Below are 20,665 nucleotides of genomic sequence, written 5' to 3' on the forward strand. Positions count from 1 at the left end.
TTTGTTGACAAGTCTTATCTAAAAAATATCACAAATAAGCGGTAAGCGCCATAAGGCTAAACACTAATTGTTTTTAACGGCCAAAATTTGTAGCCACTCTTCTATTGAGAGGGTTTGCGCGCGGCGGGAGGGTTCTATATCCGCTTTTTTTAATATCTTGGCCGCTTCTTCCCCACTGCAATGCCAGAGGGCGTGCAAGGAGTTTTGAAGTGTTTTTCTTTTTTGGGCAAAGCCACCTTTTACTAACGAAAAAAATTCTTTTTGTAATTCTTCGGGGACTAATGGTTCTTTTCTCGTTTCCATTCTTAAAATGGAGGATTTTACTTTTGGTTGCGGAACGAATGCGGTTGGTAAAACTACCGGCCCGACAATTTTCGGTTCGGCAAAGACGTGGACGGAAATGGCGAGCACACTCATTTTGTCCGGTTTGGCGGTAATGCGTTCGGCAACGGCGGAGTCCATCAAGAAAGTAATTGAGCGCGGGCGCAGTTTCCAACCGAGGATATGGCGAATTAATTTGGACGTGATGTTGTAGGGAATATTGCCGATTACGTCGAAGGGTACAGGGGTCAGGGTAGAGGGGACAGGCTTGTCGGATTCGGACTGAGTGAAAAAAATTAGTTCAGGATAGAGGTTCAAGATGTCGCCTTCGATTACTTTTATGCTTGGAATCTTTTTTGTTCGATGTTTCAAGAGTGGAGCTATCCGTCTATCAAGTTCAATCGCAAATATCCGTCCTGTACCATGTTCACTGTCCCCTGTACCCTTGGCCATCGCATCAGCGATGGCAAGCGTGAGTACTCCAAGGCCCGCACCGATTTCTATAATCGGCACTTTTGGATCAGGATTTGCGGCGGAAACAATTTCATCTAATACGTTATGGTCAATTAAAAAATTCTGCCCAAAACGTTCCAGGAGAGGAAGACCGTGGTGTTTTAGGTATTCTTCTAGGCCTGTTTGGCTGAGTAATTCGTCCATAGTGCTTTATGACCGTAATTATTAACTGAATAAGCGATGCTTGACAAATCGACAATTACAATCATATTTAATGCGGTTTGAACTTTGGAACAAGAGGCCAACAAAGGGCGGAGAACCCAAATGAAGATCGAAATTGCTAGCATTGTGATTGGGCTGATTCTTGGCTTGGCTTACGGATGCTTGTATTGGTCGAAAGTGCGTCGAGCCGGCCGATCGTTGGTCTGGCATGATTGGTTGCCGTTCGTGTCGGGTTCAATTATGGCTTATGGATTGGCATATTTTACCCTGAGCATCATCTTTTGATTTTCGGGGCGACCCACCACTGCAGACCTATGTCTGCTTTTTTATTACAGCAGTTGTTCTACTCTTACCGGTACCGTTCCCTGCCACAGTGGGGCGATGGCCGCGAAGGCGTCCGTACTCAAGTCCACGATACGGCCGGCCACGTATGGACCTCGATCAGCTACGCGCACGATTGTTGATGCGCCTGTTTCCGTATTGATAACGCGCAGTTTTGTACCGAATGGTAACGTCTTATGGGCGGTCGTTTTGGGGTGGAAGGCGTACCAGGAGGCGCGACCGATTTCTGTACTGATGACGACTACTTTTGTGCCATGAACAGTAATTTTCGGTTTTGCTTCTTGTTTTACTTCTTTCTTTACGACTTTTTTTAAAACTTCGACGCCGTTTTCACTGCGTATTTTATATGTGATCAAAGTAATTTTGGGTTGCCCTTCATCGATTATTTTTTCTTCACCTAATAATACTTTGGGATCGTCGCGCCATTTTTCGGTTTGTTTGGTTTCCTCTTCTTCGGTTTTTGTTACTTCGTTAACACGAGTGATTTTTATCGTGTCATCATTTTTAAGAAAGACGGAACGACCAGGTTGCACTAAGTCAATTTCACTCAAAGCAATCTTGGCTTTTTGCAAAACGTCCGTGACATTTGTTTTGTAGGTTGTAATATTGGTTGCCTTTTCTTTGCCAACAATAATGTGAATGGTACGCTGGCGCGAAATATAAACATTATTTACCGATTGGATTGGCGTGTTGGCAGGAGGAATGAGCCAGTCGCTTCCGCCCCACTTGATATTGGCGGTGTTGAGGGTGTCGGCGACGGTAGACCCGCTTCTGGGCAAAGTGAGCCAAACATCGTCGTCGTTAAGATATAGAGGTTGGATATAGGAAGGTTTGGGTGGCTCTTGAGCGTGCAAGAAGGACGCAAAGCAGAAGATGCCGGCGAGCATCAGGGGCAATAGTTGTTTATCGTGTTTTGGCATTGATAGATAGTACTATAGCAGATGAGGAATTGAACGCGAGGGGTTAGCGTTTAAGAGTGATGTCTTTGCGAGGCGCTTCAGCGCCGAAGCAATCTTATGGTTGTATATTGTATTTGGTATATAGTATATGGAATTATTTTCCGTATTCTGTTTTAATGTCCAGATGCAATTATCGTATGTTTCGGTAATAATTTTGGGCAATTCCAGCCGTCGCTAAAGCTATGGCCGGCAGGCATGAATTGCCCCTACAGCGGACGAATATGCTATTTAATTTCATTTGAGATTCAGGTGAAATATATTGTTTGTAGGTTCATATACTATATACCAAATACAATATACAAATCTTGGTATAGTAAAGGATGCGATTTTAGAAGAAGTATATAGGAAACTACACACTACTTTCTACACACTTCTCCAGCGGCGCTACCGTTCCATCCAACATTTTTGTACCGACTTTGAACTTGATAAACAAGATTGTGCCTTGGATTTTTTCGATTATACCTTCGCCAAATGTTTCGTGGCGCACACGCTCACCGGGGGCGTAGGCCAGTTCTTCTTCGGCAAACTCGCGCGCTTCGTCCATGAATGAACTGCCGATAATGCCGTTAGCAAGTGGCGCGTCTTCCGTGTCGCCACGGTAGTCTTTGATGTCGTCCAAGAAACGGGACGGGTTGGTTTCCACCATTTTGCCGTAGATGGTGCGGGTGCGGGCATAAGATAGAAAAAGTTCCTCACGGGCGCGGGTGATGGCCACATAACAAAGACGACGTTCTTCTTCCAGTTGCGAATCCATTTCCAGCGAATTTTGGTGTGGTAGTAATCCTTCCTCCATGCCGGCCACCGCGACGATTGGAAACTCCAAACCTTTGGCGGCGTGGATGGTCATCATCTTAATGCGCTGACGGTTTTCGTCTTTGGAAGAAGATTTTTCCGCGTCGGAAATAAGCGCCAACTCTTCAATAAATTCAGCAAGATTGTCGTGACGATTGGCGACCGTGGCTAATTCCATGACGTTTTCAAATTTGTTGTCGCCAAGGTCGGAACGGCCGTGGGTTCTCTCACTTTCCTCGCGCAAATAATTCTTAAACTGAATCTTGCGAAGCAGTTCATCAAAAATAATTACCGGTCGGGTATTTTCTATTTTGCTTCTTAACTCATCGATGATAACGGCTAATTGATCTAGGCTTCCACGACGGGCTTCAGGGATGCCGGCACGATTTACCGCATCTAATGGTGTACCCCCGTTTTGGCGGGCTTGCTGGAGCAGAATTTCCACTGAACGATCTCCTACCCCACGTGTTGGCACGTTCGCCATGCGCCGAAAAGCCAATTCGTCGTTAGGGTTCAAAATAAAACGGAGGTAAGCGATGATATCGCGGACTTCTTTGCGTTCATAAAAAGTTAATCCGCCAATGATTTCATATGGTGTGCCGGTGTGTAGACAAGCTTCTTCCAAGGCGCGTGATTGGGCGTTGGTGCGATACAAAATAGCCGCGTCGGACGGCCGATACTGGAGCGTGCCGAATAATTTTTGGAACTGGCGGAGGATGCGACGCCCTTCATCTTTTTCATCGATGGCGCGAATTAGAAATGGGGCTTTGCCGGCCGGGTTTTGCGTCCACAAATCCTTTTTAAAACCTTCGGCACTTTTGGAAATAACTTGGTTGGCCGAGAGCAGGATTGCTTGTGTTGAGCGATAGTTTTGATCGAGGGTGATCACTTTACATCCTTCAAAATGGTCCGGAAAATTGCGGATGTTTTCGATCTTGGCACCGCGCCAACCATAGATAGATTGGGCGTCGTCTCCTACTGCGCAGACATTGTTGGTGGTGCCGGTAAGTAACTTTAGCATTTGAAATTGGCAGTTGCTGGTGTCCTGGTATTCATCAACAGAAATATACTGAAATTGTTTTTCATATTTTGCTCTAACATCTTCGTGGTTTTTTAAAATTTGCACGGTGGTGTGCAAGAGGCCGTCAAAATCAATCGCGTTTAGTTCCTTCAAGCGGTCTTCATAAGCGCGCCAAAGTTTGGCAACACGTCGTTCCCACACATCGCCGGCCGATGTTTCGGCGTAGGTGTAGTCGTGCATATCGTCTTTGTATTTGGCGATTTTACTTAAGATAGATGCCGGGTTGACGTCTTTGGGAGAAAGACTAGCGTCAACGATAGCAGATTTCATTATTGAGCGCGATTCATCAGTATCGTAAATGGTGAATTGTGGTGGCAAACCAACCAGACTGCCTTCTTTACGCAAAAAACGGGCGCAGAAGCTGTGGAAAGTGCCCATAGTAGGCACTTCCGCTTTGCGGCCGATTAGTTTCACAATCCGCTCACGCATTTCGCGCGCGGCTTTATTGGTGAAGGTTAAGGAAAGAATATTTTCCGCCGAGACGTTTTTATCTTTAATAAGATAGGCGATACGGTGCGTGAGTGTTTTTGTTTTGCCGGATCCTGCTCCCGCGATAATCAAAACCGGTCCATTGGTGGTGATGACGGCTTCGCGTTGGTTGGGATTAAGGGAATCAAGTAAATCATTTTTTTTGTTTACTCCGAGTGCAATCGAGGAGTGAATTTCCGGAGCTTTTTTTTGGGACGACATGTGGGTGATTGTAGCACGGGGACCGCCAAAAATCCCAAACTCCAAACCCCAATGACCAACAAAATCCTAATTATTAAAAATCCAAAAACAAACGTTTTGGTCATTTGAGTTTTTGAGCATTTGTTTGGACATTGGGGTTTGGTCATTGGGATTTTTTATATTTGTCACTTCCCCTTGACGCCTTTTGGGCACCATGTAACATAGGTCTTGTCGCAGCGCGTCAGTCTTTTACAGTAATTACGTAGTAAACGGCTAACGCAAGCGAAAAAAGGTTATAAACCAACCTTTTAGTCCAAGTGATTCATCAGTGATTTCCTTTAGTTAGTGCCAATAGGGGGGCGCATGTAATGCGCGGGGGCAAACTACTTAGAACTAGGTTTTATAGTAGTTTGGGTGCCTTTAGGAATCCAAGAAGAGAAAGGTCCGCTATTACTTCCTTTTCCCTCTGGGGTCGTCTGAAAAATCGCAAAAATTCGGATTCAGCGCTCCAAAGTGCCCAAGAAGGTGGCATCGTAGCGACAACTCATAATAAGCGTGCTTTTGGTGATAAGTTCAAGGTGCGTTTTCGTCGAGAATCTCTCGATATCGGACTCTGGCTCCGAAAATTGCCTGTGATCCGGGTGTCTCCACGGCTTTTACGTCTTTTGCCGAGAGGAAGATTCTCGATTTTCAAGGAATATGTGGTGCATTTGGTAGTGCTTCTGATTGTTATTGGTGTGGTGTTTACAAATTTTGCCACCGGCGCGGCCGATCGTGGCAGTATGCTTTATCGTTTGTTTAGCGAAGCGGAAATTGAAGAAGGGCCGTTAAATACAAAGGCACTCCGTGAGGCGGCTTTGTCTTCTGTTACGGGGCGCAATTACGCCTTGGCGCAAGTTCCCTCTTCCGGCGGTATTACAGAAAATGACTTGGAGTTTCAACTTTCCAATACTTTGGATGGCAACGCGCTTCTTTCAACCGAGGAACCAATTACATCCAACACGCAGACCGATCAGACGCAGAAACAAAAAAGTACTTTTGCATATTCTGTGCGTGAAGGTGATACGCCTTCAACGATTGCGGCTAAATACGGCGTTAGTACCAATACAATCCTTTGGGCGAACGGTATTCATGATGGTGACACGATAAAAACAGGTGATATTTTGGTGATATTGCCGGTTACGGGTGTTCTCCACGAAGTTAAAGATGGTGATAATCTTGGTTCAATCGCCAAGAAATACAATGTTAAGTTGGAAGACATTGCTTCCGAAAATCACTTGGCCGATGCGGGAAGCCTGAAGATTAGTCAAAAATTAATAATTCCAGACGGTTATGTTGCACCAGTAACACAGCGACGAGTGGTGGCACAAGCGCCTGCCGATACAGCGGATAATTCCGACAATAGTGACGGCAGTGATCATACAGATCATCCAAAACCGGACGAAACACCAGCCAAACCGACAATTGGCGGTGGCTTTATTTGGCCGACGGCCACCAAAAAACTGTCTCAATATTATGGTTGGAATCATACGGGGATTGATATTCCCAATCGCGCCTTGCCCCCGGTTTATGCGGCAAAGGCCGGTACAGTTTCCTTTAGCGGTTGGTTGGGTGGTTATGGACACCTGATTATTGTTGATCATGGTAATTCAACTAAAACTTATTACGCTCACTTATCAAAAGACTTTGTAAAGACGGGAGAAGTTGTAAAACAAGGCGAGGTGATTGGAAATGTCGGTTCTACCGGTCGTTCTACCGGTCCGCATTTGCACTTCGAAATTCGTAAGAACGGAAAACCTACGAATCCGCTTAGTTACTTTTGAGCGAGACTCGCCCCGATGGGCGGTCCGCTTAGTTACTTTTAGAAATAAACTCAAACAAGGAAGCAGGGTAAAAGGCCTTGCTTTTTTGTTGGATGTTTATCACTCTGTCTTTGGGTTGTTCCAGTTAAAACTTATTGTCTTTTGCACTAAGGAGTCATACATGTTATTGCGCGGAATTTATTATCGTCCCGTATTTAACGCGTCCGGAGCGCGGGGACCTTTTGGGGAAGGCTACAAAGCAGATCGTCTCTGGGGACCACTGAGGGCGCGTTTCGGTAACTGCGGTTTTAACGCCAAAACCACGACGTTGCTTGCCAATGCAGGCAATATGCCCATGCGGCCGGATGGAATTACGCCGCAGGAAATTTTTCCTCGGTGTATTTATGTCGATATTTTCAAGGAAATTATGCTTAATGCGGTGGGCTTAAGCGGTCCAGGCTTGGAATTTCTGCTTAATGACGGACGCTGGCAGGCACGAATGGAACCATTTTTCATTTCGTTTAGCCCTATCGGCAAAACACGTGATGAGCGCCTGGACGAGACGCAGGTGTTCGTGGATTTGCTACAGCCACTTTTACCTTCGTTTCGATCACGTGTCGGTTTGGAGATTGACATTTCCTGCCCGAATGTCGGTCACGATCCCAATGAATGGATTTATGAAGTGCTGCACCTGCTGGATATTACTCTGGTGCTGAATATGCCCCAGCAATGTAAATTCAATGCGGTGGCTTCACCGGAGCTGGTGTCGGAAGTTTGCAGTCATCCGGCGTGCGACGCTGTTGTGGTGTCAAACACGATTCCTTGGTTGATGCTGCCGGAATGGATTGATTGGCATAAGCTTTTTGGAATGAGTGTTTCACCGTTGGCGCGTCGGGGTTTCAGTGACGGCGGGTTGTCCGGTTGGCCACTTCTACCGATTGTCTGTAACTGGATCAGAGAGATCAGAAAAAGAGGTTTCAAAAAACCAATTTGGGCGTGTGGCGGGATTGATTCGGTTAGGGCGGTTGATAAAGTGCACGTGGCCGGTGCCAGTGGTATTCAAGTCGGATGCGTCAAAAGCCTGCGTCCATGGCGAGTGCCGGGCATCATCCGACGGGCGCACGAGTTGTTTGAGTAGTATTTTCTTTCGTTAATCACAGGTCTTCAGTGGCCTGTTTTTTAATTTGGCTCATATTTTTTTCAAAAGAAAAAACCGCCAGGGTGTGGGGTGGCGGTTGGACTGCTTAGGTTGCGGTTGTGGCAACTGTGGCGTTTTTCGGTTCGAGAGCCGTTCGAACCTCGTTTATGATTGCGCTCATTTCTTCTTGAATCCACTCCTTTGAGTCTTCTTCGCTGAACGTTAAGCAGATAACTCTGTTGTCATCTATAACGAGTCCTGTTTTCACGGGCAGGTCACTGTAATTCGGGCCAGAATAGCAGAAAACTACTCGTCCAGTTGTGTCAGCCTCGACAAAGAAATCGTCATGCTTTCCAAGTTCATTGAGAAACCTGGTAAACAAAGCAGTCATGGACTGGTGGATCTGGTGATTGGGTAGCATTACGAGCCCTCCTTTATCCTGTGTGTAAAGTGCGCCCCCTCTAATTAAATTGTAGAACTATTAAATTGCAAATACAAAAAACTGAAGCAGTTCAGTTTTTTGTGACAGCCGTCCGACTCCCGTTAAGCCAATGTTGCTCCGAAATCTTCGCGCGTCCGAGCGCGAAGATTTCGGAGTTCTTCGATTCTTGTGCAAAACAACCAAACAGGATGTTTGGTTGTTTTGTGTACATTAGGATTGTTTTGCTTCGCAAATTTAAACAATAGGTTGCCTGAGAATTGTTCGCAATTTCTTTGGTGCAGTTTTCCTCATATCACTCAAATAAATTTCGTGATGTTTTTGAACTAATCCGTCAAAGGCATACCCATTTTCTTTTATGAAAGTATGAAGGTTGGCGATAGTTGGTCCTTCGTCTTTGTATGCACCAATATACAAAATTTGTGCACAAAGACTCTCATCTAGTGTCTCAAGATGGAGTTTGCTTAAAGCGGGTAATTCCTTTTTAGATTTTACTTCCTCAAAAGCCGTATCAAACATTTTTTTAGTTACAAAATTTGGTTGAACAATAAATATTTTCCATTTCCATAAATCTTTGTTTTTTATGGAAAAATCCCTCATATCATCCATCCACCACAACCCCTCTAGTGGCATAACCGCGAAATCTTTATTTAATTTCTTACATGCAAATTTGATTTTATATACCATCGAGTAAAGTGCTTCTGTTGCATTTTTAAATTCTACAGACGTGTTTGGATTCCCTTGACCGATCACAGAAATGATCGTTTGTTTGGATACGGTAACAAACGAAGGTTGCTTGGCCGAAGGACAATAAAGTTGTTTTAGTTCTTTCTTGAGATCAAGTTTCATAATTTTCACTGTAATTTGATACTTTTTTGTAAGTTTATGATCATTTTATGTAAGTTTCTAATTACTTCTGTACACTTTGAGCGGGTAACGGGAGTCGGACCCGTTTCTCTATCTTGGCAAGATAGCATAATACCGTTATACGATACCCGCGTGGTTAATAATGTAATGGATAACCTCGGATTTTTCAAGCTTCCTGGATGCCTTTTATCAGTCCCATTATTTTATAAAATAGTTCGGTAGAATTGATTCTTATTTGAGCTGTGCCGTAAGGTAAACAATTAAACTTTTTTGTTCTTTTGCTAGAGATACTCACTCCCCTATACACTTTGCCCAGGTTTTCTTTTGGTATTTTTGTAATTTCTTGCCAATATCTCATTATTTTATTTTCATCCATTCCATCGTAAAGATGAACAGAAAGTTTAATTTTTGTTTCATTCACGTTAAGACATTTTCTAAGAAATAGCAGAAATATCTTAATTAATTCCGGATCAGAATTTGATAGTGAAACCGGGTGATAGGTGCGTTCTTTGTTTCGTACGATAATTTGTTTTTTGTATCCCTCTCCCCAATAAAGTGCGGTTCCAATTAGCAATAGTTCGCGGGTGGAAAGTTCTCCTACAGTAGCTTTTGATATTCTTAATGTTTCTTGTGAGCGTTCAAGCGCTAATTTTGTTTGATGTATATTTCTTCGGATTAATCCCTTTTTTGAGCCCTTGTATACCCTGGAATCGATTCTATTTTGTGCTTGAACGGAAAGCTCAATATTTTCAAGCCATGAATATAAAGTGCTTTTTGGAATATGGAGAATAGAAACAATTTCATTGTAACTTTTGCCACTTTTTCGTAATTCCCTTGCTTGCTCAATTTCGTTTAAGCTGTGCATTATCAGTAGTATAGCACAGCAGTTCGTATTTTACAAAATACGCAAGATTCGCTACCCTACATATAACAATACTTGCTATTGTTAATGCCGCGGTAGCTCAGCGGTAGAGCGCAGCCCTGGAAACTTCGGGGCCCGGTACAGCAATGAACCGTGAATAACTGGGTGAATTCGGGGAAACTTTCTTTCGTCTTTGGAAAAACAAAGACCCATGCCAGCCCATGGACAGAAACAATCCCGAGCCGAGCCAAAAAGGGTAACAAGTTTTTTGGAAGGTGTAGAGACTAGCGGGTGAGTCCCAACGATAATCCCGCACTAGCGCCCAGCTCCGTGATATTACGGATGATGAGATAGTCCAAATAAAGGAAGAGGCTGGCGTCGACAGTTCGACTCTGTCCCGCGGCACTCGAGATTTGTTTCGCTTTGCGAAACAACCAAGGGTACACCAAATGACCAAACATCCTGTTTGGTCATTTGGCACAAGAATCGAAGAACTCCGAGAATGAGCGCCAAGAGGCGTGAATTCTCGGAGCCAATTTATACAAAAATCCGGCTTTCGCCGGATTTTTCGCTTATACTCCAACTTTCTAATAAATTAGAAGCTTAGAATGTTTTGCGCCGTAACGGTAATCGTCTGGATGAAGTGACTAATATCGGTAAAGATGCTAGTTACTGGAATGAAGACAGTACCTTCTGAATGGGTTTTGCCCGTCAGAGTTTGACTTTGTGCCGGGTCGATGCGTCGAATGACCGGTGCTGGAACCACTACGAAATTGTTTGATTGCGTGAGGGTGCCAGTGGCCGCGCTTTGGTTTTCTCCAACTTTGGAGAATTGCGCGATCGATGAGTTTTCGCTCAAGTTGGCCGTCGCATCATTTGTGTGTTGCGATTGGGCAACGCTACCGATCGTGTCGGACGCGACATTGCTGAAGCCTGTACCTGAAGAACAAGGGGCTGGGTTACCACAACCGGAAACGCTGTTCCAAGTTAGTGCTGAACCGACGTTACCACCCTGTGCTTGTGCAAACGAACCATTCGAGTGCGTCAATGATTGGCCGGCGGTCGCTGCGGATTGCGCGACGGCGTTATTGCCGAGTTGAGTTGCGGTGCTAACATTGGCATTCTGTTGCGCCGTGTAGGACGCAGTGCCAGCTCTTTCACCGCTTTGTGCTTGGTCAAAGGAGACTAAAGCCCATGAGCCGTTTCCGGCCATTGCTGAAGATGCAACCAAGGACAACGCCGCAATTGGAGCAGTAACTAATAGATTTTTGATTTTGAACATATATTTTACCTCCTTTCAAGAGAAGATTGGCTAAAACAGCCATTCTTATCTGTTTAAACTAATCTTATATTATTAAATATCTTGTGTGTAAGGACACACCCCTGGAAACTGACATAACGGAGCGGAAAACGCACAAAAATAACGAACAACCTCCGTTTGTGTTCTTAATATAGGACTTTATAGGAAAATTGCAATGGGAATGTCAAGCTTCGTGGTGGGCAGTGCAGGGATCGAACCTGCGGCCTCCTCGGTGTAAACGAGATGCTCTACCGCTGAGCTAACTGCCCGGACAAGGATGTCTTTGTTTATCGAGATTACTTCATTTTGTTATTGTTTTCAAGGTGTCTAGCTCAGTTGGTCTAGTGTGGGGCTTCGAAACTTCGCGCATCCGAGCACGAAGATTTCGAAGTTCTTCGATTCTTGTGCAAAACAACCAAACGGGATGTTTGGTTGTTTTGTGTACATTGTATGGTTTCGCAAAGCGAAACAAATCTCGAGTGCGGCCGATGGGACTCGAACCCACACGAGCTAAGCTCACACGCCCCTCAAGCGTGCACGTGCTACCAATTTCGTCACGGCCGCAACATTAGGGATCATATCAGTGATTGGTGATGTTTTCAAGAGATCTTTATTGCATGATTTTTGTCGGAGAATGTGGGTATTATTCCATTTTTTGCGTTGCTTAATGCTGTCCACTGTCTATCCATTTTATCTTTCTTTCTCTTAAGAAATAGGTCGGTTTGGTTATCGTATAAAGCGTTAAATAGCGGTCTTGCTTTTGTTTTTGAATACTGAAGAACATATATGCTTCTCGCCTTTTTTATGCAGCCCACGATTTCAAGTAAAAATAGTACTTTCTTCTGGATCCATTCCAAGTGTGGCCTGCTTGCGGAACAAAAATTCATGTAGAGGGATACACTGCTACGCCATCGTGTATCCCAATATGCACATGATGATCCATCACCGTCGAATTCTCCACGCAGATGATCAAAAAAGAAGCGGTCTGGCACGTTTATTGCACCGATAGTCTTGCTTTTTCTGGGCGTTATTCCGATACTGATGAACCATCGGTATAATTCAACATCGCCAAATTGTAGTTGGCCATACATTTTTCGTGGTTCGCCGCCTCGTGATTTGTAACTTATTTTAACTTTTAATTTTAGGATCTTTTTGAATAGTAATAATTGTTCTGTATCTTTTGATGTCAGATTTAGATGACGGCCGTCTGATATAAGACAACCGTCGGTAGCCATAAGCCCACAAGCGTAAGCTAATTCTGATGTCCACGTAGTCGGAGTTGTGCATCGTGGTTTTGGTCCGGGTTTCTTTTTTATTTTTGTTTCCACAATACAATAGTACGGTAAACGTACGGCATAGTCAAGTCAAGAAAAAACCCGCAATTGGTGCGGGTTAGGACGAAACGCGGAGTGCGAGTCGTGAACTTATTCTTGGCCGATGAACTTCTGCCATTCCGGCGACTGTCGGTTGACGGTGTTGAACCCCTGATCGGCCATGACGCGGAGGACGTCAAGCGGTTTTCCGCCTTGTCCCGCCGCTTGTAGCAGGCCGGCCATGAACAAATCCTCATCAAATTCTTGGCTCGTCACATCCGTCCCGTGGACAAATTGGGCGAAGAGAACGGACTCCACTTTTTCGCTAGGCCCAGGTATGTGAGCACGATAGTTTACTGTTTCGCCGTCCCACTCCATGCCGATTTGTCCCGCCCATTTCTTTTGGATTTGATGAAGCGCGTCTGTCAACGCACCTTGTGTCCCAAAACCGAACTCACTGGGATCGTGATCGTCGTAATCACAAAACGTTTGTCCGATACACAGTGTATCGTGAACGATTTTAGACAAGTGATAGCCGAAGAGTGGGTTTTCTCCGATTTCTGCCAATTCCAGCATATCTCTTGTGGCTTGAGCAACTAGAGTGTCAGTAAAACTAGTGAGATGGTCAAGAAACGCACTAAGTGACGGAATCGACATCGAAAGAGGCATGAGGTTCTCCTTGTGAAAAACGAAACAACATTCAGGTCAACGGAACACTGAATTGTATATTTTAGTATGATTTTGTCAAGCGAAAGCTGGACAATCAGTGACCGACCCTGAACCCAACGTGGTTCAGGGACAGTCCCTGCGTGGGAGCACGGGGACGTGCTCCCCTACGATGTTTTATTGATTTTCTTTAATATCAGGGGGATTCTGGACGCGTCTTGAAACATTACTTCTCTTAAACTGCCATTATAAAGCGCGGCGGCGGGGTGATACATCGGATAGTAAACCAGTTTATCTTTACGGAATGGTTTGCCATGGGCTTTGCCGATTGCCAATTCCGGTAGAAAGCGGGCCAATGAATGGCGACCCAATAGAACGATTATTTTTGGGGCGATGATTTCGACTTGCTTTTGCAAGTAGGGCCAGCAAGCCGTAACCTCTTCTGGTAATGGGTCGCGATTGCCCGGTGGTCGATGTTTAACCACATTGGCGATAAAAACGTCGTTGCGCGTGAGGCCGATATGTTGTAGTAGTGCTTCGAGTAGTTTTCCCGCTGCCCCAACGAAAGGGCGGCCAAGCTCATCTTCTTTTTTGCCCGGGCCTTCGCCGATAAAAAGAATGTCGGCGTTGGGATTACCTTCACCGGGAACAGCATTGGTGGTGTTTTTATAGAGTGGGCAAAGTTGGCAAGTCTTGATCTTGGCTACTAATTCTTCGAGCTTTTCTTTCTTTTGTTCCAGAGTGGACATGTAAAGTTATTAATTATCAATTATCAATTCCCAATTTTCAATTAATTATCAATGGTTTAATTATCAATTACGGCGTCGTATTTTGATAATTTAAAAATTGATCATTAATTGATAATTGGTCATTGAAAATTGATAATTTAGGGCTAATTATTTTCTGAATAAGTTATATATTATTACGCATTTTTTTCAACAACTCCAAATCCTGAGTCTGTCTCTCCTCTCCTCCCGGGGTCTCCAATATCCAATTTATTTTGGAAAAAGTTTTATTGGCCATGAGATTTTTAAAAGTATTGATTCCCAACTTGCCGTTACCAATATCATCGTGACGATCTTTGAATTCGCCCAGCTCAAATTTTGAATCATTTGCATGTAGGAGTTTTATTTTATCCAATGCAAGATATTTCTTAAATTCTTTTAGCGTGTTGGCGATTTCCTCGGACGTACGAATTGCATATCCGGACGCGAACATGTGACAACTGTCCAGACAAATACCGATGTCTTCGCTTACTCCGTCAATAATTTGTCCCAATTCTTCAAATCTGGCACCCACTACTCCACCCGCACCGGCGGAATTTTCCAAGAGTAGTTTTGTCGTCCATTTTTCAGGTTTCTTATATATTTCTTTTATTCGCTCGATTGTTTGTTTGATTGCTTCGTCCTTGCCTAGATCTTTACTTGAACCAAGGTGGGTCATTACATGTTTAACACCCAAGGCTGTACCCCGTTCTAATTCCTCACGAATGGTGGCGGCGGAGCCGTGCGAAATACGATCATTGCCAGATGCGAAATTGATGTAGTATGGCGCGTGGATGTAGCTTTCCATGCCGTATTCTTTGGTTTTTCCTTTGAACAGGTCGGCAATTTCTTTGGTGATAGGTCTGCTGGGACCGCCACGCGGACTGCGCGAAAAGAACTGAAAAACCTCGCAACCGAGGAGTTTTGCGTTGTCGGGGGCGAGATCTAATGATCCTGCGCCTGATACGTGAGCACCTATGAGTGACATGAGGACACTATAAGACAGAAGCTGGAGTTTTCAAAACATACATAATCTGTAAAAGATTATGAATAATTTTCAATTATCAATTCCCAATTTTTCCGCCATCGGGCGGACCCGCCGTCGTGGCGGGCAATAAATTATCAATGGCCTAATTATCAATTACGACGTCGTCTTTTGATAATTTAAAATTTGATCATTAATTGATAATTGGTCATTGAAAATTGATAATTTGTAAGTACTAGTATCGTTCCAATGTGATGTTTACACTCTTCTGCTCAACAGCAACGGCCGTCGTCTGGTCCGGTGTTACAATGTCACTCACCTGTGGTTGGACGCTAAAAGTTCCATCGTTTTTACCCGAAGCACTGATGTAGATTTTCGCGTCATTATTCTGCAGGTTGGAAACATTTTTTCCTCTTAGAGAAACCTTCAGCGATGTCGGATTAACAGTGGACGCGCGTAAACCATCGGGTAAATCTTTTATGGAAATCGGAGCGCTGATTTCTTTGGTGTCTTCCAACGGCGCGATATCAACGCGGGCCCTAATTGTTGTTTCACCGGAAGATAATTTTACTCCATTAGGTAGTGTCGGTTTTAAATCCCCATCGCGGGCGGAAATGGCACCGTCGATATTGATTGGTTCGGTGTCTACCAAAGTAAGTGGATCAACTAAATTACGATCGCCGGTAACTTCTATGGTCACTGGTGTTGTAGTGATACCGCGCACAAAATAACCGTTTTGTGGCGTGCCTTGGGTTTTTACGCGGATACCAAGGTTTTTGCTGATTTGTGTTTGTTCAACGGCAATTTTCACTCGAACACGATCAACGCCCGATTGAACGCCTGTCGGTAAAACCAAATAGGCATCGCCTTCAAACGCTTCCTTGATTCCTGCCACATTGATTTTGGCATCAATACCGGCGGAAAGGGTCTGAAAAAGTCCTAACGCCGCGCGTACTTTCACCAATTGCGGGGTGGGTTGAATTATTCCAAGCTGGTACCCTTCCGCAGGACTGCCTTCGGGGATAACTCTCACGGGTACTTCCCGTTCAACGGATGGATCAAGAGCAACCGTGATGGAGTTTGGTACAACGGAAATTATTGTTGCGTTGGGGATAGAAGTTGTTACCGAGACTGAAACGGTGCGTTCACCGATGCCGCTGCCGCTAAGATCGATAAAGGCGCGAACCAGTTGGTTTTTGTCTTGTGATGTGACGGCATTATTCGTTAGTGGGGCGCGCAACTGAACGGTGACTTTTGGAAGATTTTCACCCAGTCCAAGTCCGGTTGGAATATTGACGATGTCCGGAGTGATATTGTCGATCGTGACTGTGTGATTTCCCAAAAAACTAAGTGTAGCCCATAAACCGACGGCAACGGCTAAGGCAAGCAGTTTAATGTTTAAGTCTTTTGTGAAAAACGCGAGGAGATTTATTTTTCGTTCCATACCCAGTATATCAACTTCCAATTTGAACGAACGCGGTTCGTTCAAAACGGGAGAGGATTAAGGTTGAGACTTTGTGTTTATTCATAATTTTGTTAATAATACAGTTCATTGAGTTAAAATTGGAAGTTGTATTACTGGGCATACAATATAGATGATAGCACAAAAAGAAAAGCTAAATTGTATCGATATATCGATACAAAAGTTTTAGGGAATAATCCCTAATACGGCGACCGTTTTTTGTAATTACCTCTGGATTATTTGGGGTCACACGTAATAGTGGGATAGATACAATTAATCGGCCTGTGTGCTTATCATCTTGTTTTGTATGTTCAAGTAATAATGACCAATGTTCAATAACCCAATGACCATTGAATAACCAATGCGTTAATGACCACTAATCGACGCGAACACGACGATAACGACGTATAAGCGTGTAATTGGTCATTTGTCATAGTAGTCATTCAGTGGGTATTGGGAAGTGGGCATTGGTCATTTTTAAGAACAAAAGAAACGGAATGATTGTTATTATATGACCCTATATTGCGTGTGATCCATTATTTGTTCACCGCTTTTGCTTTTCGTATCAATATGATACGATTAAAGTACTTAAATGATACGTAAGTAATGCCCAAATTAGACACAAAACAGCAAAAAATCGTCGGTTTGTTTCTCGAAAAAGGCGAGATGCAATCTTCAGATGTTCATAATGCACTTAGTGGTCAAGGGGAAGATATTTCGCTTGTCACTGTTAAAAGGGCTTTGTCCGAACTGGAAAGCGGTGGAATTTTAACTACTGCCGGATTGGGACGATCGACAAGTTACAAGATTTCCTCTGTCGGAAGAGTATTCGCGGATATTGACGCGAAACAATACTGTACGATTGAACCGGACAAAAGATACGGCTTGAAACAATTCAATTTTGATTTATTACCGGCCGTGCCGACCAATATTATTTTTGAAGATGAAGTAAATAAACTCGACGAGGCGACGGTAAAGTACAAAGAAAGAATAAAAGACAGTTCCGCCGTAATTCAAAAGAAAGAACTGGAAAGATTGGTAATTGAACTGTCATGGAAATCATCAAAGCTTGAGGGAAATACCTATACTCTTTTGGACACAGAAAGACTTATTTTGGAAAACAAGAAAGCCGAGGGACACAGTAAGGATGAAGCGCAAATGATTCTTAATCATAAGGATGCTTTTAATTATATTCATCAGAACTCGGCGCAATTTAAAACCGTGTCCCGAAAAAATATTGAAGAATTACACACAATTCTTGTAAAAGATTTAGGTGTCGGTGTGGGTTTGCGAAAAAAAGTTGTTGGCGTGACCGGTTCAATTTATCATCCATTGGATAATATCCACCAAATTTCCGAAGCGATTGAGTCGCTTGCCAATACCGTTTCGCGACTGGCAACGCCGTATGAAAAAGCACTCGTTGTGTTGCTTGGTATTAGTTATATTCAACCGTTCGAAGACGGAAATAAGAGAACCGCGCGATTGATGACTAATGCGATATTGCTTGCTCATAAGTGCGCCCCGCTTTCCTATCGCAGTATTGACGAAAATGATTACCGTGAAGCGATGTTGGTTTTTTATGAAATAAATTCCTTGATGCCGATTAAAAAAATATTTATTGAACAATACTTGTTTGCCGCGGAAAATTACGCGGTGAGATAACAAGGCGAATTAAGGATTATCCTTTCGTTTACCCTGAGTGAAATCGAAGGGTAGGATAATCCTTAATTGGAGATTGCCACGTCCCGCCCGTGGCGGGACTCGCAAAGACGCGCGTTTGGATCCTCGATGTCGCTCGAGGATGATTTTGCGAACTACGCAAAATCATTTCGCGATAGCTTCCGCGCGGAGTTCGCGGACGACGTTAACTTTCACGTCACCCGGGTATTCGAGTTCTTGTTCGATTTTGGCGGCGATGTCTTGGGCTAATTTGATGGCGGACAAATCATCTACTTTTTCGGGTTGCACAAACACACGTACTTCACGGCCGGCAGAGATGGCGTAAACTTTTTGCACGCCATCAAAGGCTTGCGCCAATCTTTCCAAGTCTTCCATGCGTTTCACATAGAGTTCATAGCTTTCGCGACGCGCACCGGGACGGGAGGCAGAAATGGCGTCGGCTACCTGCACGATTAACGCTTCCATTGTTTCGAACGGATAACTATCATGGTGAGCGGCGGCGGCTTTAATGATGGCTTCCGGAATACTGAATTTCTTCATAATGTTGATGCCGATTTCAACGTGGTTTCCTTCTACTTCGTGATCAACCGCCTTACCGATGTCGTGGAGCAATGTGGCGCGTTTGGTGATATTTACGTCACCGCCCAATTCTTCGCAAAGCATCGTAGCGATTCTGGCGGCTTCCCATGAATGTTGGAGAATACTTTGGCCGTAGCTGGTGCGGAATTTGAGACGGCCGATTAGTTGGACCAAGTTTGGGTGAAAATCGGTGATACCGAGGTCGTAAACCACTTCTTCCCCGGCCTCCATCACATTTTTAGCGATGTCTTTTTTGGCTTTTGCGACTACTTCTTCAATACGAGCGGGTTGAATACGTCCATCTTCGATCAGGCGCTCAATGGATACTTTGGCGATTTGACGACGGAGCGGTGAAAAACCGGAAACAACAATCGTGCCCGGGGTTTCATCGACCAAAATTTCACAGCCAGTAATAGTTTCCAAAACCTTGATGTTGCGTCCTTCTTTGCCGATAATACGGCCTTTCAACGTGTCATCGGCCAAATGGACGACGGAAGTCGTTGTTTCAGAAACTTGTGAGGCGGCATAACGTTGGACAACTTGCGCCAAAAGGTTGTTGGCGCGTTTTTCCCATTCGTCACGTCCCACTTCTTCCAATTTACGCATTCGGCGAACGAGTTCCACCTTGGTGCGTTCTTCGGCGGCAAACAAAACTTTCTTCTCCGCTTCCATTGGTGAAAGTTGGGCCACTTCTGACAGTTTTTGTTGTTCTTCGGCATAGAGTTGATCAACAGACGCCTCTTTTTCTTGGACTGCTTTTATTTTTTCCTGCAAACGGCGGGCTTTGGCTTCCATTTCATCCAGTTTGACGGCAATGCGCTCTTCGCGTTGAATAACGCGTTCTTCCAGTTGGGCGAGGCGTTGTTTTTCTTGATGCGTGTCTTCGTCGACCCGACGGCGAATTTCGATTGCTTCCTGTTTGGCTTCCATAACAATTTCGGCCGCTTCGTTGCGGGCCTGTTTTTCGTTTTGGGCCACCTGTTGCACACGCGGTTCATGTTGGGGTTTTACTCTTGGTTCAATGCGTTGTTTTCTTTGTTCAACCTCAAATGGTTCCTCAAATTTGCGTGGTTGCGGTTTAGGGGCTTTCCTAAAAAAACTAAATAATTTTCCAAACATAACTTTATTAACGAAGAGTGAGAGCCATTAGAAGCCTCTCGCAATTCCTAAAATTCCAGACAAAATTAAGCAGATTTTTTAGACGTGACGATTTTATCGATAATGCCGTAGGCTTTGGCTTCGTCGGCCGACATATAATAGTCGCGATCCGTGTCTTTTTCAATCTTCTTAATAATTTGTCCGGTATGTTTTGAGAGAATGCGATTAAGACGTTCTTTTGTGGCAAGAATATGCCGCGCGGAAATTTCAATTTCCGTGGCTTGCCCTTCCGCTCCGCCCATAACTTGGTGAATCAGTACTTCCGCGTTAGGAAGCGCGACTCTTTTACCTTTTACTCCGGCGGCCAGAAGGGTCGCGGCCATGCTCGCCGCCATGCCGACACAGATTGTCGATACATCGCACGGGATGTATTGCATTGTGTCGTAGATGGCGAGACCAGCCGTCACGCTTCCACCGGGAGAATTGATGTAAAGGGAGATGTCTTTTTTTTCGTCTTGATTTGCTAAAAAGATTAATTGGGCAATGATTGTATTGGCCATCGCGTCGGTAATTGCGCCACTCAAGAAAATTATTCGTTCGCGGAGGAGGCGTGAGTAAATATCGTAAGCCCGTTCGCCGAATTGGCTTTTTTCGATGACGGTGGGGATTAGATATGACACTTCTTGATTTGATTCTTCTTTATGACGCATAAGTTCAGTGTAGTTTGGATGAAAGAAAATATCAACACTAATTTTCAATTATCAATTCCCAATTTTCAATTAATTATCAATGACTCAATTATCAATTACAACGTCGTCACTTGATAATTTAAGAATTGATCATTAATTGATAATTGATCATTGAAAATTGA

Annotated in this window: 18 protein-coding genes and 2 tRNA genes; 4 read left to right on the forward strand and 16 right to left on the reverse strand. The window is 44.2% G+C overall.

All coding sequences use genetic code 11. The features are described 5' to 3' along the window. Nucleotides 1–63: 63 nt before the first annotated feature. Entirely contained in the window at nucleotides 64–978 is a 915-nt protein-coding gene (gene rsmA / locus Q7S57_06255) for a 16S rRNA (adenine(1518)-N(6)/adenine(1519)-N(6))-dimethyltransferase RsmA (protein MDO8512845.1), read from the reverse strand. A 120-nt stretch (nucleotides 979–1,098) separates the two neighbouring features. Here rsmA and Q7S57_06260 point away from each other — a divergent pair, with 120 nt between their 5' ends. Next, the gene (locus tag Q7S57_06260; GenBank protein MDO8512846.1) at nucleotides 1,099–1,281 is read left to right on the forward strand and encodes a hypothetical protein; all 183 of its coding nucleotides are present in this window, start codon (nucleotides 1,099–1,101) and stop codon (nucleotides 1,279–1,281) included. A 44-nt stretch (nucleotides 1,282–1,325) separates the two neighbouring features. On the opposite strand, the gene Q7S57_06265 is transcribed toward Q7S57_06260, so the two are convergent. Beyond that, entirely contained in the window at nucleotides 1,326–2,258 is a 933-nt protein-coding gene (locus Q7S57_06265) for an RlpA-like double-psi beta-barrel domain-containing protein (GenBank protein ID MDO8512847.1), read from the reverse strand. 388 nt (nucleotides 2,259–2,646) lie between these two features. Further along, on the reverse strand, nucleotides 2,647–4,860 hold the full coding sequence (locus tag Q7S57_06270) for a UvrD-helicase domain-containing protein (protein MDO8512848.1): 2,214 nt from the start codon (nucleotides 4,858–4,860) through the stop codon (nucleotides 2,647–2,649). A 347-nt stretch (nucleotides 4,861–5,207) separates the two neighbouring features. On the opposite strand from Q7S57_06270, the gene Q7S57_06275 reads away from it, so the two are divergent. Then, the gene (locus Q7S57_06275; GenBank protein MDO8512849.1) at nucleotides 5,208–6,662 is read left to right on the forward strand and encodes a peptidoglycan DD-metalloendopeptidase family protein; all 1,455 of its coding nucleotides are present in this window, start codon (nucleotides 5,208–5,210) and stop codon (nucleotides 6,660–6,662) included. Between the two features lie 160 nt (nucleotides 6,663–6,822). Continuing rightward, on the forward strand, nucleotides 6,823–7,779 hold the full coding sequence (locus tag Q7S57_06280) for a hypothetical protein (protein ID MDO8512850.1): 957 nt from the start codon (nucleotides 6,823–6,825) through the stop codon (nucleotides 7,777–7,779). 106 nt (nucleotides 7,780–7,885) lie between these two features. Here the strand turns inward: Q7S57_06280 and Q7S57_06285 are convergent, their stop codons facing one another. The 11 genes from Q7S57_06285 to Q7S57_06335 form a co-directional block, all read right to left on the reverse strand. After that, nucleotides 7,886–8,200, reverse strand: coding sequence for a hypothetical protein (locus Q7S57_06285; protein MDO8512851.1), 315 nt, complete (start codon nucleotides 8,198–8,200; stop codon nucleotides 7,886–7,888). A gap of 255 nt (nucleotides 8,201–8,455) precedes the next feature. Beyond that, entirely contained in the window at nucleotides 8,456–9,070 is a 615-nt protein-coding gene (locus Q7S57_06290) for a GyrI-like domain-containing protein (GenBank protein ID MDO8512852.1), read from the reverse strand. A gap of 181 nt (nucleotides 9,071–9,251) precedes the next feature. Then, nucleotides 9,252–9,950: a hypothetical protein gene (locus tag Q7S57_06295; protein MDO8512853.1), complete on the reverse strand. Its 699-nt coding sequence runs from the start codon at nucleotides 9,948–9,950 to the stop codon at nucleotides 9,252–9,254. Nucleotides 9,951–10,542: 592 nt separating this feature from the next. Continuing rightward, on the reverse strand, nucleotides 10,543–11,229 hold the full coding sequence (locus tag Q7S57_06300; GenBank protein ID MDO8512854.1) for a hypothetical protein: 687 nt from the start codon (nucleotides 11,227–11,229) through the stop codon (nucleotides 10,543–10,545). Nucleotides 11,230–11,441: 212 nt separating this feature from the next. Then, nucleotides 11,442–11,516 (reverse strand) — tRNA-Val (locus tag Q7S57_06305). A gap of 211 nt (nucleotides 11,517–11,727) precedes the next feature. Then, nucleotides 11,728–11,811 (reverse strand) — tRNA-Leu (locus Q7S57_06310). A gap of 35 nt (nucleotides 11,812–11,846) precedes the next feature. Then, nucleotides 11,847–12,482, reverse strand: coding sequence for a hypothetical protein (locus tag Q7S57_06315; GenBank protein ID MDO8512855.1), 636 nt, complete (start codon nucleotides 12,480–12,482; stop codon nucleotides 11,847–11,849). 189 nt (nucleotides 12,483–12,671) lie between these two features. After that, entirely contained in the window at nucleotides 12,672–13,229 is a 558-nt protein-coding gene (locus Q7S57_06320; protein ID MDO8512856.1) for a hypothetical protein, read from the reverse strand. Nucleotides 13,230–13,393: 164 nt separating this feature from the next. Next, nucleotides 13,394–13,975: a uracil-DNA glycosylase gene (locus tag Q7S57_06325; protein MDO8512857.1), complete on the reverse strand. Its 582-nt coding sequence runs from the start codon at nucleotides 13,973–13,975 to the stop codon at nucleotides 13,394–13,396. Between the two features lie 163 nt (nucleotides 13,976–14,138). Further along, nucleotides 14,139–14,978, reverse strand: coding sequence for a deoxyribonuclease IV (locus Q7S57_06330; GenBank protein ID MDO8512858.1), 840 nt, complete (start codon nucleotides 14,976–14,978; stop codon nucleotides 14,139–14,141). 232 nt (nucleotides 14,979–15,210) lie between these two features. Beyond that, nucleotides 15,211–16,419 carry a CdaR family protein gene (locus tag Q7S57_06335; GenBank protein ID MDO8512859.1) on the reverse strand — a complete coding sequence of 403 codons (1,209 nt, stop codon included), beginning with the start codon at nucleotides 16,417–16,419 and terminating at the stop codon, nucleotides 15,211–15,213. 624 nt (nucleotides 16,420–17,043) lie between these two features. On the opposite strand from Q7S57_06335, the gene Q7S57_06340 reads away from it, so the two are divergent. After that, nucleotides 17,044–18,099 carry a Fic family protein gene (locus tag Q7S57_06340; GenBank protein ID MDO8512860.1) on the forward strand — a complete coding sequence of 352 codons (1,056 nt, stop codon included), beginning with the start codon at nucleotides 17,044–17,046 and terminating at the stop codon, nucleotides 18,097–18,099. A 162-nt stretch (nucleotides 18,100–18,261) separates the two neighbouring features. Here the strand turns inward: Q7S57_06340 and rny are convergent, their stop codons facing one another. Continuing rightward, nucleotides 18,262–19,815 carry a ribonuclease Y gene (gene rny / locus Q7S57_06345; protein ID MDO8512861.1) on the reverse strand — a complete coding sequence of 518 codons (1,554 nt, stop codon included), beginning with the start codon at nucleotides 19,813–19,815 and terminating at the stop codon, nucleotides 18,262–18,264. Between the two features lie 65 nt (nucleotides 19,816–19,880). After that, nucleotides 19,881–20,504: an ATP-dependent Clp protease proteolytic subunit gene (locus Q7S57_06350; protein ID MDO8512862.1), complete on the reverse strand. Its 624-nt coding sequence runs from the start codon at nucleotides 20,502–20,504 to the stop codon at nucleotides 19,881–19,883. Nucleotides 20,505–20,665: the final 161 nt, after the last annotated feature.

It is taken from the genome of bacterium (assembly GCA_030647555.1).
Taxonomy (GTDB): domain Bacteria; phylum Patescibacteriota; class Andersenbacteria; order UBA10190; family CAIZMI01; genus CAIZMI01.

Excerpts from the sequence above, each read along its gene's own strand:
- rsmA (MDO8512845.1), bottom strand. The coding sequence starts at position 978 with ATGGACGAATTACTCAGCCAAACAGGCCTAGAAGAATACCTAAAACAC.
- Q7S57_06260 (MDO8512846.1), top strand. The coding sequence starts at position 1,099 with ATGAAGATCGAAATTGCTAGCATTGTGATTGGGCTGATTCTTGGCTTG.
- Q7S57_06265 (MDO8512847.1), bottom strand. The coding sequence starts at position 2,258 with ATGCCAAAACACGATAAACAACTATTGCCCCTGATGCTCGCCGGCATC.
- Q7S57_06270 (MDO8512848.1), bottom strand. The coding sequence starts at position 4,860 with ATGTCGTCCCAAAAAAAAGCTCCGGAAATTCACTCCTCGATTGCACTC.
- Q7S57_06275 (MDO8512849.1), top strand. The coding sequence starts at position 5,208 with ATGCGCGGGGGCAAACTACTTAGAACTAGGTTTTATAGTAGTTTGGGT.
- Q7S57_06280 (MDO8512850.1), top strand. The coding sequence starts at position 6,823 with ATGTTATTGCGCGGAATTTATTATCGTCCCGTATTTAACGCGTCCGGA.
- Q7S57_06285 (MDO8512851.1), bottom strand. The coding sequence starts at position 8,200 with ATGCTACCCAATCACCAGATCCACCAGTCCATGACTGCTTTGTTTACC.
- Q7S57_06295 (MDO8512853.1), bottom strand. The coding sequence starts at position 9,950 with ATGCACAGCTTAAACGAAATTGAGCAAGCAAGGGAATTACGAAAAAGT.
- Q7S57_06300 (MDO8512854.1), bottom strand. The coding sequence starts at position 11,229 with ATGTTCAAAATCAAAAATCTATTAGTTACTGCTCCAATTGCGGCGTTG.
- Q7S57_06315 (MDO8512855.1), bottom strand. The coding sequence starts at position 12,482 with ATGGCTACCGACGGTTGTCTTATATCAGACGGCCGTCATCTAAATCTG.
- Q7S57_06320 (MDO8512856.1), bottom strand. The coding sequence starts at position 13,229 with ATGCCTCTTTCGATGTCGATTCCGTCACTTAGTGCGTTTCTTGACCAT.
- Q7S57_06325 (MDO8512857.1), bottom strand. The coding sequence starts at position 13,975 with ATGTCCACTCTGGAACAAAAGAAAGAAAAGCTCGAAGAATTAGTAGCC.
- Q7S57_06330 (MDO8512858.1), bottom strand. The coding sequence starts at position 14,978 with ATGTCACTCATAGGTGCTCACGTATCAGGCGCAGGATCATTAGATCTC.
- Q7S57_06335 (MDO8512859.1), bottom strand. The coding sequence starts at position 16,419 with ATGGAACGAAAAATAAATCTCCTCGCGTTTTTCACAAAAGACTTAAAC.
- Q7S57_06340 (MDO8512860.1), top strand. The coding sequence starts at position 17,044 with ATGCCCAAATTAGACACAAAACAGCAAAAAATCGTCGGTTTGTTTCTC.
- rny (MDO8512861.1), bottom strand. The coding sequence starts at position 19,815 with ATGTTTGGAAAATTATTTAGTTTTTTTAGGAAAGCCCCTAAACCGCAA.
- Q7S57_06350 (MDO8512862.1), bottom strand. The coding sequence starts at position 20,504 with ATGCGTCATAAAGAAGAATCAAATCAAGAAGTGTCATATCTAATCCCC.